The sequence below is a fragment of the Psychrobacter sp. YGAH215 genome (assembly GCF_007280595.1).
Lineage (GTDB): Bacteria > Pseudomonadota > Gammaproteobacteria > Pseudomonadales > Moraxellaceae > Psychrobacter > Psychrobacter faecalis.
On the sequence record NZ_VKLR01000001.1, the window covers coordinates 292,087 to 308,512 of the forward strand.

The following is a 16,426-nucleotide window of genomic DNA, read 5'->3' on the forward strand; positions in this document are numbered from 1 at the left end:
GCTTATTTCTTCCATACAAAGCTTTTGGAATACATATTATAATAAAATGTTATAACATGAAATTATGAATGGATGACATGCCTGTTTTGCTAACTTTTACTTTTTTTCGTGTTAGGTGTTGACAGGTAAATAAAACTGCGTATAATACGCCTTCATCAACTGACGATAGTTAATTGATAATTAGCGGGAATAGCTCAGTGGTAGAGCATAACCTTGCCAAGGTTGGGGTCGAGAGTTCGAATCTCTTTTCCCGCTCCAAATACTTAAAAAGCCTCACTTAACAGTGAGGCTTTTTTTTGTCCATTTTTCGGGGGTTGTAGTGTTTTTCAGTATGAGTGACTCAGTCTAATTGCTAAGTTTAACTAACATATTAAAAGCTCAAAAATCAGCACCGTGACCAAAACGTGACCATTTCGTGTCCACGCTATAAACACTGATTTTGTAATCGACCCCAACTTATTACTCTTACCTTTATAAAAAACGATGCTAAGAAATATTTTATTAGCATCGTTTTTGCTTTTCCACTGCTTTTATAAATTGAGCTCATAGCGTGACCAAAACGTGACCAAATCATGGAAAAGTAAATATAAAAAATAACCCCAACCTTAATTCTATGCTTTGAAGTGCCTTGTATATATGGCTTTGCCACTTATTTCTCTGCATATATATTTTCTGTTTGATAGTTTTCAAGATTCTTCATCATCATCTTTAACATTTGGCTTGTAAATAAATAAGTCACCCACCTGCACATCTAAAAACTCACATAACTGGTCAATAGTATTGAAATCAATTCTTGAGGACTCTTCATTATATAGTTTATGAAGCGTTGATTTGCTCATGCCTGTTGCTCTTACAACATCTGCTACGCGCAGTTTTTTCTCTGCCAGAATTACAGGGAGTTTAGACACAATCATAAATATTACCTCTTTTCGGGTAAAAATGCTTTACATTGAGGTAAAAAGATAATATAGTACACAAATCGGTTATTAATTACCTTTAAGCGGGTAAATAATTACTGATTACTTCAAGGTGCATTCTTACAGATTGATAAAATAATTTTTATTCTATCACTTAATGCGATGACTTAATAACTGAAAAGAGGTAAATATCATGAGCAATACTTATTTAACAACTGATGAGCTAGCCGAACGTATCAAGTACGACCCACGTACTATCCGCAATCAAATGAAAGACACTGTTTTGATTGAGAATATTCATTACATACGCCCTTTTGGTGGTCGTAAGATTTTATATGTCTGGGAGCGTATCGAAGAGGATATGTGTAAGCCAGTTATGAGCGCCATCAACGGTATGGCACTTCAGTAATAAAAGGAGAATTACTATGGCTACTATGCGAGGACGGTTTGGCAAGCTGGTCGTAGACTTCCGCTACTTAGGTAAGCGCTGTCGAGAGAAAACCAGTTTAGAAGACAATCCAGCTAATCGTAAAAAATTAGCGCAAGTCTTGAAAAAAATGGAAGCTGAAATAACCCTAGGTATCTTTGATTACGCTACTTACTTCCCAAAGAGTGAACGAGCGCAGGAAATGAATGCACTGGCTGATAGAGCGGAAGCTTGTATCAGTCGTAACCCTACCTTTAAGCAGTTTTCAGAGATTTGGTATGAGGAGAAAAAGATTGAATGGCGGCCGAGTTATCGGCAAAAGACGCAGATTATTTTAAATAAGTACTTGTTGCCTGAGTTTGGTGGTAAAGCAGTGCATGCCATAAAAAAACCAGACTTGCTGACCTTCCGTAGCTCTCTCGCCAAAGTTCGTTACGGTAAAGATGGTCAGTCAAGTCTGTCAGTAGCACGGATCAACCAGATCATGATACTTCTTCGTATGATACTAGAAGAAGCATCAGATCGCCATGAGTTTGAGATGCCTTATAAAAATATTAAGAATCTCAAGCAAGCTCGTCCGGATGTAAATCCGTTTACATTGAGTGAGGTATGGCTGATTTTAAAACATGTCCGTGCGGATTATAAGCCCTACTACACCATTCGCTTTTTTACCGGGATGCGTACCAGTGAGATTGATGGGCTTAAGTGGGACTGCATTAACTTTGATCGGCGTGAGATCAGTATTCGCGCAGCATTAGTAAACGGTGAGATGGGTCCGACTAAGACGTTGGGTTCACAACGTGATATTGCGATGTCGCAGTTGGTCTATGACGCCCTACTAGAGCAGAAGGCACGCACCTTTGGTAAGTCAGAGTTTGTTTTTTGCAATTCACAGGGCAATCCGATGGAGTACCGTAATGTGAACCGGCGGGTATGGAAACCCACGCTTGCCCTACTCGGTCTTAAACATCGGCGTGCTTATCAAACTCGACACACGGCAGCGACGCTTTGGCTGGCTGCTGGTGAAAATCCTGAGTGGATAGCCCGGCAGATGGGTCACAGTAGTACAGAGATGCTGTTTCGGGTGTATAGCCGCTATGTGCCTGATATCACCCGTCAGGATGGCTCAGCGATGGATAACTTGCTCTTAGCGAGTAAGGAGAAGTTAACCAGCGCATCGAATAGCTCTGAAGCTGATGTACTGATTGCTAATGCACAAACAGACAAGGAGACGTCACAATGACAATTATCAATTATGAAGAGCTGTTTGCTAAGTTTAAACCTGATGGCGCGATCAGTGAAGATGCGAATGAGATTGCTAATGCATTGATGCGTGAGTTGTACGTTCCATCTGGCCATAACCTAGCACGCTTCTTAGGAGTGAAGCGCTGCTTTGATAATGATATGGCGATGCGGGTATGGGTACAGAAGCGCTTGGATGCGAATCTTGACTATGTGATTGAAGATATACGTTGTCAGCTTCAGAGCGAGCTTTATGAGCTATTACCGCACTCCGACTATGTCGGCTACTAAGGAGGATGTGATGAGTGTAAAGCTTCAGCCGAATATGACGCAGAATGCACGAGATCTAAGAATCTGTGAAGATTACTGGTCATATAATAACGAAAGTGATTATATCGCACATGTAGAAACCGTCTGTGAAAAGTATGACATTAGCGCACAGGTACTGTTCGAAACAATCAGTGAGTGTTTTGCTTATTTAGATGATGTGCGATGCGAATACTGTGGTTATGTGTGCCCTTTACAGATACCAGCAGACATTCCGTATATGCGAGCAAAAGAGCGTTGGTGCTGTGAGGTATGTGAGCATGCTATATGGCGGGAACATAATCATAGATAACCCCAGTTCGGGATAAGCCACATTGTAACTCATTGATACTATTTACAATGTAGCTACCTGCCCTTGCTGAGGCATGTTTTTGATGGTGGGTTTATAGGGAAACCAGCAATAAGCAATCAAACCTGACAGCAAGTTTGTGATAAACCCCGTGACACTACGATGGCGTGAGTGTTCGATTTGGCACAAGTTTTTAAGCTCTCCAAACACCGTTTCAACCAAAGAGCGATGATTGAGTAGTGCCTCATCCATAGGCTCAAGTAATTGGGGTTTCATATTACGCCGAAGTTTGGTTATCAACGTGGTATCACTGTGTTTTGTGAGCCACTCGTTTAGGGCTTTACTGATATAGCCTCTATCCCCAAACACCTTGCCAAACACAGGCGTTGCCATATCCTTAACAGGCACTCTGTCATCCGTATTGCCCGCAGTGACTTTAACAGATACAAGCTCGCCCTTATGATTGATAATGGCGTGCAGCTTAAAGCCATAGAACCAGCCCATGCTGCTTTTGCCTCGGGTTGCAAGTCCTTCAAAGACTTTATGACGGTAGATACGCTTGTTATGACAAACTGCTATCTTGGTTGAATCAATATAGCTGATACCCGTACAGTCGCCCATCATGCTTTGCAAGTAGCTGCACAGTGGCATGATACTGCGCGGCACAAGCTCTATAAATCGCGAGTAGCTCGGCAGATTTGGAAACGCCCGTTTCATCATGCCAAGCATGTGATGGTAGTAAAATGCCTTAAACTGTCGATACCGTAATTGATGAAACAGTACCAAGATGGTCATCATCTCTGCTACACTTATCTGGCATGCTCTTAGCCGTTGACGGCCCGTTGCGATTAAATGAGCGTCAAACTCAGGTTTGAATTGCTGATAAAAGTCGTCAATATGGCAGTATAGTTCGGTTAGGTTGTCCATGTAAGAAGTCCTTGTTGTGAAGTTTGTCTTGGTAAACTCACTTTAGCAACTTTGGACTTCTTTTTTATCTTTTTTTTGAGCCCTTATCCCGAACTGGGGTTAGATAAGTCGTTCAAGATATTAAAGCCAGACAACTTAGGTTGTCTGGCTTTTTATTCATGCTTCTCTCTTAAATGTAGTAAAGGTCTTAATGAGCCTCAGCATATATCATTCTTAAACGAAAAGAATTAGGGCGTGTCATCAATTAAGCCAAACGACACAAGAAACTAAGTGAATGGCACTAAGGAAATGACTGGCTAACTTATCATAGCGAGTGGCAATCGCACGATACTGCTTAATCTTGGCAAAGAAGTTCTCTATTAGGTGCCTCGCTTTATAAAGCTCTTTATCGAAGTCTCTTGGCTGCAGCCGATGACACTTAGATGGTATAACTGCATTACCTTGCACTGCTTTAATCGGTTCAATAACGCGGGCATCAGCATCGTAAGCTTTATCGGCAAGCCACGTTTGGCTAATACTGACATCAAGCAATTCATCTGAGCCACACAGGTCATGAGCTGCCCCACCTGTTAGATAAAAGCCAGTAGGATTGCCTAGCGCATCTGTTCGAGTATGTATTTTAGTCGTCAGTCCACCTTTGCTGCGTCCAATGGCTTGATCCCTTTTTTTCCAGCACTGTGCTGGTGGGCTTTAACAATCGTGGCATCTAGCATGGCATATTCGTCATCGGATTGTTCAGAGAGTTGATTAAAAACCTGCTCCCATACGCCTTTTTTTGACCAGCGACTAAAACGAGTATGAATCACTCTGAAGTCGCCAAAGCGTTCAGGTAGGTCACGCCAAGGTATGCCGGTCTTGTAACGGTACAGAACCGCTTCTACGAACAAGCGGTTATCCTTTGCAGTAACACCAACGTCACTTGGTTTACCAGGTAGAATGTCTTTAATTCTCTCCCATTGGTCATCACGTAGGGCATGTCGTCTTGTCATAGTCATTGAGCTCAAATTCCTAAATACGATCTAAGTATAGCTTATTCTGAAATATCTATGCTAATTGATGACACGCCCTAGATTTAGTACTGTTGTAATAGCTGCTTCTAACAACCCCAAACAGTTCACATAGTTTGTGTTTGCTAATATGCTTATGATGCTCTGCAAGCTTGATTATTAGCGATAGACGCTGAGATTGTCTTGGGCTAGCAGAGCAGATGCCTTTTTTAATATATCTCGCTCCATCTTAAGCTGCTTGATCTGTTTTTCAAGCTCTTGTATACGCCGTAATTCAGGCGTTAGGGCTTTGCCTTCTGATGGCATGACACCTTGCTGTTCTTTACGGTATTTATATACCCAATTCTCTAAGGTGGTTTTGCCGATACCTAATGAGTTGGCTACTTCTGGTATCTTCCTGCCTTGATCTTCAACCAGTTTAATGGCTTCTAGCTTAAATTCTTGGCTGTAGCGTCCGCGTTTGTTGGTCATACTAGTTTCCTTCTTTGGGTTAGTATAGCCTTGTATCTTGAATAACCGCTTAATACTGCCAACGAAAGTTGATAAAATAAAGTAATTATTCATGAGCATTGAGAGTATGAGTATAACCTTAGTGCCTAGACACTGTGTAAGAGATTATGCCCAATGCTCATCCCATCATCTTCATATTCTGAATGGTATCCAAGTGCCTCGCCATCTACCAAGGTGTCATGAGTGACACTGCATAGACAAGGGAAGACAATAAGATGACACACTATATCGGCATAGACGTCAGTAAAAACAAGCTAGATATCGCCTGGCTCAAAGCCACTGATAATCTCAAATTTAAAACCAAAGTCTTTAAAAATGATTACGGTGACTACGCTGCTCTTATCAACTGGCTCATTGCTAACATCACTGACGACTTAAGTAATATTCACATCACGGTCGAGGCCACAGGAGTCTATCACGAGAACATCGCCTACTACCTATTTGATAAAGGTCTTAACGTCAGTATTATCAATCCTGCTTATATCAAAAGCTATGCTGCTAGTTTAGGAAGTCGCAACAAGACGGATAAAAAAGACAGTATGTTATTAGCCCGCTACACCTATAGTGCTAAGCCTAAATTATGGACACCGCCGCCAGCAGAGGCGCGTCACCTCAAGTCATTATTGTCGCGCTTAGACGCACTACAAGAAGACTTACAACGTGAGCTGAATCGATTGGAAAAAGCGCAGGCCACAGACACCGCTCCTATCGTTAAAGCTTCTATTGAGCATATGATAGCCTCTTTGCAAGCCGCTATTGTTAAGCTCAATGGTGATATTGATGACCATATCGATCATCATCACAATTTAAAGCAAGATCAGACTCTACTACAAACTATTAAAGGCGTCGGCCCTGTTGTCTCAAAGCAGATGGTGTCGCTGATGCATAATAAGCAGTTTAGTCAAGCGTCACAAATGGCCGCCTTTTTAGGCTTAGTTCCCAAACATAGTGAATCAGGGCTATTTAAAGGCAAGTCTCGCTTAGCAAAGAATGGCTCAAGTGATATCAGAGCCAAACTGTATATGCCAGCGCTAGTCGCCATTAAGCATAATCCTGATATTAAGGCGCAGTATGAGCGACTGCTTGCTAATGGTAAGTGCAAAATGCAGGCTGTCTGTGCAGCGATGCGCAAGCTTGTGCATATCTGTTTCGGTGTGATTAAACATCAGCAGTCTTACCAAGCAAAAGTTGAGCTAATTAGTGCTTGATTTGGCTTTTTTAAGATGGTATCTCTTATCTACTGTCCTATTTCATTATGCCCTGTTATCCAATAGAATTTACACAGAATCTGGGATGGAGCCCAAACTATTGCTATCATTAACCTACAGCTAAAGATTCAAGTCCTCACTAGGGAGCCGAACCAATAAAAGCACCTGATTGGTTCACCATAGGTATACGTTGCTTAAACAGTATTTATTTATCTTCTAAAAATACTTAAAATGTATATCACCTAATTCCAACTATTATCTGGGTGAGGCAAAGTGTCAACTCGACCTTCCCAATATTTTGCTTGCTCTGCATATTTTAAATCAATGGTCTTTAGCCCCTTATACAATTCTTTCAATTCATTTGTAGCAATATAACTTCCTTGCTCGGCAAGATGTGTGAGTTCCTCAAGTTTTGGGTCAAATAGTTGGTGAATCACTTCTAAAGTGTGGTTATCAAGGGTCTCATCCATTCGATTGATGTAACTTTTTACTAATATAGCCTTCGTGTCTAAGTGCTCTGCTTTGGATAGCAAATAAGCAGCCACGGCTTCAACGCTACTCTCAGTCTCATGCTGTAAATTAATAGGATTGTTATCACTGATATGTCTTTGTTTTTCTATGATTGCTCTCGCAACCATAGAATTAAGTAATGGTGATACATCGTTAGGGCTAAAGGATTGATGGTAGTCAACCACATAGCTCATATACTGCACGGCTTTAGCATCGTCTTTAGGTACGAATTCGCCTAAATAACTATGAACCGCCATATAGATGTATACGTTTATGAACTTGTCTGGATCGTGCTTTTTCTGTTTTACCGGTTCTACGTTTTTAATTATTTGGTCAAGTTCTTCATTATCTAAACCTCTATATTTAGAGAAGCCTTCTGGTACATCACGAATAATTATCTCCGCTATCTTGTCTAAGTCGTGTTCAAGTTGCTGGTACAGCGCAACAGCCTCTTTGTCACTACTGAATGGCTTACTGGCTTTGCATGGTTGAAAGTCTTCCACTTGAAGATCTAAGTCATTAGAATGAACTTCAATACCATTTGGCGTTTGTGTGACATTATTCAGATCAATGGAGGTGTCAGACTGTTCAACGTGCTTGTAGATGTCACAACTTGATGAGCTGTCAGTAACGCTTGATACGTTAAAAGACTGGTTAGGTGTGCTTTGAGCGATTGCCATTGATGAGAGCGTAGCAAGCACAGCAACTGACAATATAGATAAAATTGGGTTTAGACACTTATTAATATTTACTTTTTTGTTGTACATAGTGCACTTTCCAGTATATTTGATTGAACCGCCCCGACTATATCGGAGGCTGATTTACTTGAGTCAGGCAGCAATGCCTGACAGGGTTAAATTATCATAATATCGTTTTTCAAACTCAAAAGGTGACACATAACCAATCGTGCTATGCAGTCGTATTTTATTAAACCAGTCCACCCATTCAAGGGTTGCCAGTTCAACATCATTGATACCAGTCCAGTTCTCCTTTAAATAGTCAATTACCTCAGATTTATAGAGTCCATTGACCGTTTCAGCCAGTGCATTATCGTATGAATCACCAGTCGTGCCGACAGAAGCGATGATACCAGAGTCACACATTTTGTCAGTATAGCGAATGGATAAGTACTGAACCCCGCGATCACTGTGATGAATCACATCTTTGGGGTTGTTCCTGTCTGCAATGGCTTGATTAAGCGCAGCCATAACCATATCGGTATTCATGCGATTAGATACTTTCCAGCCAACGATAGCGCGAGCAAACACATCAATAATAAAAGCGGTATACACCCAGCCGCTTGTCGTCTTGATATAGGTAAAATCTGCAACCCATAGTTGGTTAGGACGATGAGCATTAAAGTTACGATTAACCAAATCATCAGCACGCTTTTGGTCGTCACGGCTGTTGGTGGTAATCTTACCCTTACCGCGCCAGATGCCTTGCATACCATACTGCTTCATTAATCGCTCTACGGTACACCGAGCAATACATAATCCTTCTGCTTTCATCTGCTGCCAGACTTTACGCGCACCGTAACGGCATTTGCTATCCTGCCAAATACGTTTAATCTCACCGATGTAATAGTCGTCATGCTGACTGCGCAGTGAACGCTTGTGTGGGTTGTCGCTTAAGTCTTGAGCACGATAATAAGTTGACGGGGCAATCGGTAGGACTCTACAGATCAGCTCGACCCCATAAAGGTGTTTATTGTCGTCGATGAAGTGAATCATGATTTTAGTCAGCGGCCCTTCTCCGCCTGGGCTTCAAGACCAGCAGCCTTACGTATAATCTCATTGGCTTGCTTAAGCTCTTTATTCTCGCGTTCAAGCTCTTTAATACGTTGCTCTTGGCTTTGAGCTTGCACTGAAGCAGGAATGGTTTGATCGATGTGCTTTTTATGCCAAGACCGCAGAGTTTCAGGCGTGCAGCCAATCGGTAACCCTCCCAAACTTAAGACACCTAATAAATAGAATTAAGCTGCCTGATTGAGTTTCTGTATCGGTGTAAAACCGCCATTGCCCATGTTTGGGCGCTTATGATTATAATGGTATAACCAGTTTTCTGCTTGTGCGCGTACCTGCTCTAGATTATCAAACAGCTCCTGATTTAACCAATCATATCTCATGGTTCTGTTAAAGCGCTCTACATACGCATTTTGCTGTGGATTGCCAGGTTCAATATAGCTTAAGATGATACCTTGCTGCTCAGCCCAGTCTTTGAGCGCATTGCTGATGTATTCAGGGCCGTTATCGCATCTTATCTGCACAGGTTTGCCTCGGTACTCAATAAGCTGATTAAGACTGCGTATGACCCTCCCGGCCGGTAGCGAGAAGTCGACTTCAACGGTGAGTGCCTCACGGTTGTAATCATCAATGACATTGAACAGTCTAAAGCCACGGCCATCAGTTAAGCCGTCGTGCATAAAGTCCATGCGCAAGCTTTGGTTAATCCTATCAGGTACTGCTAATGGTATTGGTTTAGCACGTTTAATGCGACGCTTAGGTTTGATTCTAAGGTTGAGTTCAAGCTCGCAGTAGATGCGATATACCCGCTTATGGTTGTACGGCAGTCCTAGCACATTACGCAAGGTTAAAAAGCACAAGCCAAAGCCCCAGTTCTTGTTCTCATCAGTCAGTTTGATAAGTAAGTCCGCTATTTGCTGGTTCTCATCTGTTACCACCGACTTGTGATAATAACAGGTGACGCTGATGTTAAAGATACGGCAAGCCCTGCGGATACTGATGCCATGCTCTTTAATATAGTGACAAGCCATCTCTGTGCGCCTGAGGGGCGCTACCACTTTTTTGACATGGCATCCTGTAGGATGTCGGACTTAAGACATTCATCAGCGTACATCTTCTTTAAGCGGGCATTTTCAACTTCAAGCTCTTTAAGACGGCTGATAAGTGTGGCGTCCATACCACCATATTTAGATCGCCAGTTGTAGAAGGTACTTTGGCTGATGTTATGCTCACGGCAGAGCTCGGTAATAGGGACGCCTTGTTCGGCTTGTTTTAGGATGTTGACGATTTGGTTGTCGCTAAAGCGTGTCTTTTTCATAGGATTCTCCTGCTGGTGTATTTTAGCAGTTAATCTCTATTTGTAAGTGTTCTTATTTATTGGGGGGATTACCAATCTTAGGGGCAATGGCTTGAATAGCTGACCAGGTGGAGGGGTAATCGCCTGCCGCTTCAATCAGCATGCGAACGGCGCGTTCTTTAATCTCAGGAGTATAGGTTTGTCTTTTCATTGTCGTATTCTCTCAGAATATTAGGTCTCCGACAATCCCGGGGCGGTTCACAGATACTATAGCGTCCTGCTCTCTTTATTGAAGAAAATCATTTGCACAATAACAAATGAAATGTCTTTTTTGAACTACCAAAACTTCCAACTATTTTTCTTGGGCTCAGTGCTTTTAGGTAATTTATAATCCTCAGCAAAATCTGGATATTCACTTTTGACTCGAATAAGAAGGTTAACAAGAAAATCATTATAATAGTTATCTGACTTCGACGAAGAAGGTAAAACTCCTAAAGGAGTTTTCAATAGAAAATGATCAGCCTTAATAGTGTTTAAATTATTTTTCTCTCTTGACTTTTCTACAATTAAAACCTCAAAAGGATAGTAAAAGAACTCATACTTCCCAAAATCATAATACTTTTGGAACCTTTTATCTTCTTCAAAGAACTTTGCTTCATTTATATGTCTATTACAAGCATCAATAAAAAGCTCCTCTAGCGTATGACACCCTTCAAGACTCCAATCTTCAATAATTTTTTTGTATACATCGTCAGTAGGCTCAAATTCAATTACGCAAGGAATATTCCATCCCTGTTGTCTATTAAGAAAATTCAAAACAAAATATTGGGCATCTGAAGGTCTTTCTTGATTTTCAACACCACTAACAACATCAAACTTAATATTGATAATCTCAAACAGGTCTTTAGTTAACTGGTATGACTCTCGCTCCCAGTCAAGAATAAACAAATGAGCAATTAGAAATACGATACTATCTAAAGATAGCCCTGTATTGACAAAATCTCTCTCACCCCTAATAAACTCTTCGACATTCTGCTTGTAGAAAAATATTTCAAGGCGTAATCCCCAGTAGTACCTTAAGGTGAAGCTATTAATTTCATCTTGATTACTAGTGAGCTATGCTGAAGAAACCGTACAACTAAACTTGGTAAACTAAGCACAATTATAGGAGTTTACCATGACCAAGAAATTAAGAACCTACAGTAACGAATTTAAAGCTGAAGCTGTCAAGAAGATAGCAGATAATAATGGCAATATCTCAGCTACTGCAAAGCAGTTAGGTATTGCCATGCAAACGCTATCAAACTGGCATAACAAAGCCAATCAAGGCAAGCTTGTTGGTACAGAACAATATGATCCACAGCTTATGGCCATTATAGAAGAGAACAAGCGTCTCAAACGACAGCTTAAAGTTGCCGAAGAGGAGCGAGAGATACTAAAAAAGGCCACAGCGTACTTTGCAAAGCACAGCTAGTCAGGTACGCCTTCATTGAAAATAATCAGCAGCTTTTTAGCATCACCACTATGTGCCGTGTATTGAGCGTTAAGCCATCGAGCTACTACGATTGGCTAGGTCGTGATCTTAGTGAACAGCAAATACACCGCAACCAGTCTGAGCTACTGGTTAGAGCCGCTCACAGTGAAACTAAAGAGCGTTATGGCGCAGATCGACTGCATGCTCATCTAAGCGAGCAAGGCCATAACATTAGCCTGTATATGGTCAGAAGTATTAAAGAAGAACATGGTATCAAATGCCGTCGCCACAAACGCTTTAAAGTTACCACCGACTCCAATCACAACAAGCTGGTTTATCCAAACGTACTGGATCAGCAGTTTGATGCCAAGCGTCCTAATGAATCTTGGGTCAGTGACATTACTTATATCTGGACACATGAGGGCTGGCTGTACTTAGCAGGGGTTAAAGACCTCTATACTAAAGAGCTTGTCGGCTACGCTATCAATAAGCGCATGACCGCAGATCTAGTTTGCAGTGCATTGAACATGGCCATCAAGAATAAACGGCCAAGCAAAGGGCTAATCGTGCACTCTGACAGAGGCAGTCAGTACTGCAGCCATGCCTATCACAAGATCATCAAGCAACAACAGTTCACAGGCTCTATGAGCGGCAAGGGAAATTGTTATGACAATGCGCCCATAGAGAGCTTCTGGGGCACACTAAAGAATGAATTAGTGTATCACCAAGACTATAAAACAAGGTTTGCAGCCATCAGCGATATCATTGGCTATATTGAGCTGTACTACAACCAAACAAGAATTCAAAAGGGCTTGGGCTATAAATCGCCAAGACAGGTGTGGTTTGATTATTATCGTCAGGCTGCGTAATTAAAATCTCCCAAGTTTGACTGTACGGATTTGACGGCAGGGGTCAAACTTATGAGCGGCGAGCTAAACGTGTAAATCAAGGAGTGATAATGAACCGAGTCCAAGCCCAACAACTATTGCAAACTGCCTTGGCAAATCCGGCAGCTGAATTCCGTGATGGACAATGGGAAGCCATTGATGCGTTGGTCAATCTTCGACAGAAACTTCTAGTGGTGCAGCGAACCGGTTGGGGTAAAAGCTCGGTCTACTTTATTAGTACTAAAATCTTACGTGACCGAGGTATGGGGCCAACGATTATTATCTCGCCCTTACTTGCCCTGATGCGCAACCAGATCGAATCGGCCCAGCGTTTGGGCATCGTAGCGGAGACCATGAATTCTACGAATACTGATGAATGGCAGTCGGTGACTCAACGCATTCTTAATAATGAAATAGACTGTTTGTTGATTTCTCCTGAGCGCTTAGCTAACGACAGCTTTATCGAAAAGGTGTTACAGCCGATTGCCGACCGCATCGCTCTGATGGTGATTGATGAAGCGCACTGTATTTCTGATTGGGGTCATGACTTTCGCCCAGATTATCGCCGTATTACAAATATCTTGCGCCAGTTACCCCCCAACACGCCAGTACTGGGTACTACAGCAACAGCTAACAACCGTGTAATCGAAGACATACAAACCCAGTTGGGTGACATCAATATTCATCGTGGTCCACTAACTCGTGAAAGTCTCGCTCTACAAACCACCCTATTGCCCGATCAGGCTTCACGATTAGCCTGGTTAGCACAGGTGATACCTACGTTACCCGGTACAGGTATCGTTTATACCTTAACAGTAAGGGATGCTGAGCAAGTGGCCGAGTGGCTAGTTGCTAATGATATAGATGCCAAGGCATACCACGGCAGTGTTACACATGATAGCTTTGAAGACAGTAATACCTATCGCCAGCATCTAGAAGATCTCCTTCTCAATAACCAGTTAAAGGTGTTAGTAGCCACCACGGCGCTGGGTATGGGTTACGACAAGCCTGATTTAAGCTTTGTGATTCATTATCAGGCGCCAGGTTCTATCGTTGCCTATTACCAACAGGTGGGCCGTGCTGGTCGCGGTATTGATCAGGCTGTGGGTATATTGATGTCAGGTATGGAAGATCATAATATTCATGAGTTCTTCCGAGAATCGGCTTTTCCTTCAGAAGTGCAAGTGAATGAGATTTTACAGGTATTGGAAAACAGCGATAGCTTGTCGATTCGCAGTATGGAAGAGCAAACTAATCTGCGTTATGGCCAGATTGAAAAAGTACTGAAGCTGCTGAGTGTGGAAAGTCCGGCGCCTGTAATTAAAGATGGCAGCCGTTGGGTTAGGACACCTGTGCCCTATAAAATGGACCATGCCCGAACTACTCACTTAACAGAACAACGTGTACAAGAATGGCAAGAAGTGCAGAAATATCTGGATAACACTAATTGTAAGATGACATTTTTACGCCGTGCGCTAGACGATCTAGATCCTACGCCGTGCGGTAAATGTTCGTCTTGCTTAGGTAAACCTGTTATCAATATTTCGGTTGATCCTATTTTGGCACATCGTGCAGGTACTTTCCTTAAGCACGCAGAAATGGTGATTACCCCAAAAGCACAAGTTGCAGCCAATGCGTTTTTGGATTATAACTTTCGCGGCAATCTACCTCAGAAACTTCGCGCACAAGAAGGCCGTGTTTTGTCCCGTTGGGGAGATGCAGGTTGGGGGAAGATGGTTGCCGACAATAAGCATGCAGGTCGATTTAGTGATGAATTAGTTAAAGCCATAGCAGAAATGATTCAACAACGTTGGCAACCCAATCCAATGCCTCAGTGGGTGTGTTGTGTGCCGTCACGCTATCATTCTGAGTTGGTACCGGATTTTGCACAACGTTTGGCTGATCGATTAGGTTTACCATTTGTAGATGCCGTGAGTAAAATTAAAGATAATCAACCTCAAAAAGGCCAGCAAAATCGCTTCCATCAATGTCGCAATCTGGATGGTGTATTTGCAGTAACTCAGCTATATGAGGGACAACCGGTTTTATTAGTAGATGATATTGTAGACTCTGGTTGGACACTCACAGTAATTGCGGCACTTTTACAGCAAGCAGGTAGCGGTTTGGTGTACCCTATTGCGCTTGCCTCATCTTCGGTGAAAGATTCATGAATACATCTAACTTATTATCTCCTACAGCCCAAGCAACCCTGCTACTAACGAGCTATTTTTCAAAATCCAGTAACGAAAGTGCTAAGCCACTAAGTAATGCAGAATGGGGTCGCTTTGCCTTGTGGTTAAAAGAAAAGTCTATTACACCAGCTGACCTATTGGTTGGCGATCCTCAATCCTTGCTGCAAGGCTGGCATGATACGCGTATCAGTGCGGAGCGTATCATTGAATTGTTGAAGCGTGGTCATAGCCTTGCACTGGCTATGGAGAAATGGCAACGTGCAGGCCTTTGGGTAGTAACACGTTCCGACACGGAATATCCGAAGCGATTAAAACAGCGATTGAAAACAGACTGCCCTCCTGTATTGTTTGGCTGCGGAAATAAAGACTTATTAAATTCAGGTGGCTTAGCAGTGATCGGCTCGCGCAATGCTAGTGATTCAGACCTCGCCTTTACAGACCAGATAGGTGCTAAAGCAGCATCAGAAAATATCGCTATTATCTCTGGTGGTGCACGTGGCGTCGATGAGACAGTGATGATTGGGGCTATGCAACAAGGGGGTATGGTCGTAGGCGTAATGGCTGATCGCCTGTTAAGAGCTGCAACCAGTAGTAAGTGGCGACAGGGTCTGATGGATGGCCATGTTGTATTGATATCGCCTTTCTACCCTGAAGCTGGGTTCAATGTCGGTAACGCCATGGCTCGTAACAAATACATTTACTGCCTAGCGGATAGTTCTCTGGTAATTCATTCTGGCAAAAAAGGTGGCACACTCAGCGGCGCACAAGAAAACCTGAAAAAAGCTTGGGTACCATTATGGATTAAACAAACCACAGACAAGGATGCAGCTAATGTCGATTTGGTTGCCAAAGGTGGCAGTTGGTTAAAAGCGGATATTCAAGCTTTCACAATTACAGATTTAGTAAGCAGTAAAGAAAACCTTGTGAATCAGGTAAGCGAACCTATAGGTGATCTATTTTCCACATATGCACAGCCTGAGTTATTTGCCGAAACAGACTTCAAACCTGCGCCAAAATCAGAGCCGGAGAAAGACGTTAACGAAGTAGAATCTGATAGAGCAGTTACCGAGCTACAAACAGAGATTGGATCTGGTTCAGAAGAGGCTGCCGAAAGTAACACTGCACAATTGGAAACTATCGATTTTTATCACCTATTTAGTTCTGAGCTTCAACGCTTGGCGGAGAATCCACTGACTGTCGACGAGCTGATTGAAAGTACTAAACTTCATAAGTCTCAGTTAACTGAATGGCTTAAACGCGCTGTTGATGATGAAGTTGTGAAGAAACTCAATCGCCCAGTACGCTATCAAGTCAAAAATAGTGAATAGAAAGATTGTAATGGCCTAATAAAATAGGTCAGCGTATAAGAGTATATATATTTGCTAAATAGCTAGATGAGTACTAGATTTGAATCGAGTTAAAGATTCAGTCCCGAATGTGAGATCAGTTAACCTACAACAATCCACA

13 protein-coding genes, 1 tRNA gene, 3 pseudogenes and 1 other annotated feature are annotated in these 16,426 nt (G+C 42.3%); of the genes and pseudogenes, 8 read left to right on the forward strand and 9 right to left on the reverse strand.

From position 1 onward, the window contains the following. The first annotated feature begins 183 nt into the window (after positions 1-183). Positions 184-258: transfer RNA gene (locus tag FOR85_RS01135), tRNA-Gly, on the forward strand. A gap of 428 nt (positions 259-686) precedes the next feature. Here the strand turns inward: FOR85_RS01135 and FOR85_RS01140 are convergent. Next, positions 687-914, reverse strand: a complete 228-nt coding sequence (locus tag FOR85_RS01140; RefSeq protein ID WP_045454365.1) for a helix-turn-helix transcriptional regulator — start codon at positions 912-914, stop codon at positions 687-689. Between the two features lie 196 nt (positions 915-1,110). Here FOR85_RS01140 and FOR85_RS01145 point away from each other — a divergent pair, with 196 nt between their 5' ends. Genes FOR85_RS01145 through FOR85_RS01155 form a run of 3 tightly spaced genes read left to right on the forward strand, consistent with a single transcriptional unit; the run spans position 1,111 to position 2,877 of the window. Then, positions 1,111-1,326 carry a hypothetical protein gene (locus FOR85_RS01145; RefSeq protein ID WP_045454368.1) on the forward strand — a complete coding sequence of 72 codons (216 nt, stop codon included), beginning with the start codon at positions 1,111-1,113 and terminating at the stop codon, positions 1,324-1,326. A gap of 16 nt (positions 1,327-1,342) precedes the next feature. After that, entirely contained in the window at positions 1,343-2,587 is a 1,245-nt protein-coding gene (locus FOR85_RS01150) for a site-specific integrase (protein WP_144296339.1), read from the forward strand. Further along, complete coding sequence (locus tag FOR85_RS01155) at positions 2,584-2,877, forward strand: hypothetical protein (protein ID WP_144296340.1); 294 nt, start codon at positions 2,584-2,586, stop codon at positions 2,875-2,877. Before FOR85_RS01150 ends, FOR85_RS01155 begins: the two co-directional genes overlap by 4 nt. A 370-nt stretch (positions 2,878-3,247) precedes the next feature. On the opposite strand, the gene FOR85_RS01165 is transcribed toward FOR85_RS01155, so the two are convergent. From FOR85_RS01165 to FOR85_RS01175, 3 genes and pseudogenes are all read right to left on the reverse strand, one after another. Continuing rightward, positions 3,248-4,129, reverse strand: coding sequence for an IS982 family transposase (locus FOR85_RS01165; RefSeq protein WP_144296341.1), 882 nt, complete (start codon positions 4,127-4,129; stop codon positions 3,248-3,250). A gap of 240 nt (positions 4,130-4,369) precedes the next feature. Then, positions 4,370-5,118, reverse strand: a pseudogene (locus tag FOR85_RS01170) (IS5 family transposase). A gap of 177 nt (positions 5,119-5,295) precedes the next feature. Beyond that, positions 5,296-5,607 (reverse strand): transposase, encoded by a 312-nt coding sequence (locus FOR85_RS01175; RefSeq protein WP_190295460.1) that lies wholly within the window; start codon positions 5,605-5,607, stop codon positions 5,296-5,298. A gap of 254 nt (positions 5,608-5,861) precedes the next feature. Between FOR85_RS01175 and FOR85_RS01180 the strand changes: the two genes are divergently transcribed. After that, the gene (locus FOR85_RS01180) at positions 5,862-6,854 is read left to right on the forward strand and encodes an IS110 family transposase (RefSeq protein ID WP_144296343.1); all 993 of its coding nucleotides are present in this window, start codon (positions 5,862-5,864) and stop codon (positions 6,852-6,854) included. A 242-nt stretch (positions 6,855-7,096) separates the two neighbouring features. Here FOR85_RS01180 and FOR85_RS01185 read toward each other — a convergent pair whose 3' ends face one another. From FOR85_RS01185 to FOR85_RS01205, 5 genes and pseudogenes are all read right to left on the reverse strand, one after another. After that, complete coding sequence (locus tag FOR85_RS01185; protein ID WP_144296344.1) at positions 7,097-8,131, reverse strand: hypothetical protein; 1,035 nt, start codon at positions 8,129-8,131, stop codon at positions 7,097-7,099. Positions 8,132-8,194: 63 nt separating this feature from the next. After that, positions 8,195-9,300, reverse strand: a pseudogene (locus tag FOR85_RS01190) (IS3 family transposase); the annotation flags it as partial. Further along, positions 9,023-9,139: a sequence feature (AL1L pseudoknot), on the reverse strand. Its footprint overlaps the pseudogene before it by 117 nt. 39 nt (positions 9,301-9,339) lie before the next feature. Continuing rightward, a protein-coding gene (locus FOR85_RS01200) for an IS3 family transposase (protein WP_190295461.1) occupies positions 9,340-10,427 on the reverse strand; the annotation gives its coding sequence in 2 pieces (ribosomal slippage) (positions 9,340-10,175 and positions 10,175-10,427; 1,089 coding nt in all). Between the two features lie 61 nt (positions 10,428-10,488). Next, positions 10,489-10,617, reverse strand: a pseudogene (locus FOR85_RS12590) (IS3 family transposase); the annotation flags it as partial. Positions 10,618-10,742: 125 nt separating this feature from the next. Next, positions 10,743-11,354 (reverse strand): hypothetical protein, encoded by a 612-nt coding sequence (locus tag FOR85_RS01205; protein ID WP_144296347.1) that lies wholly within the window; start codon positions 11,352-11,354, stop codon positions 10,743-10,745. Positions 11,355-11,583: 229 nt separating this feature from the next. Between FOR85_RS01205 and FOR85_RS01210 the strand changes: the two genes are divergently transcribed. The 3 genes from FOR85_RS01210 (at position 11,584) to FOR85_RS01220 (ending at position 16,287) form a co-directional block, all read left to right on the forward strand. After that, a protein-coding gene (locus FOR85_RS01210) for an IS3 family transposase (RefSeq protein WP_144296348.1) occupies positions 11,584-12,749 on the forward strand; the annotation gives its coding sequence in 2 pieces (ribosomal slippage) (positions 11,584-11,842 and positions 11,842-12,749; 1,167 coding nt in all). Positions 12,750-12,838: 89 nt separating this feature from the next. Beyond that, positions 12,839-14,938, forward strand: a complete 2,100-nt coding sequence (locus tag FOR85_RS01215; protein WP_144296349.1) for a RecQ family ATP-dependent DNA helicase — start codon at positions 12,839-12,841, stop codon at positions 14,936-14,938. Next, complete coding sequence (locus tag FOR85_RS01220; RefSeq protein ID WP_144296350.1) at positions 14,935-16,287, forward strand: DNA-processing protein DprA; 1,353 nt, start codon at positions 14,935-14,937, stop codon at positions 16,285-16,287. Before FOR85_RS01215 ends, FOR85_RS01220 begins: the two co-directional genes overlap by 4 nt. The last annotated feature ends 139 nt before the right edge of the window (positions 16,288-16,426 follow it).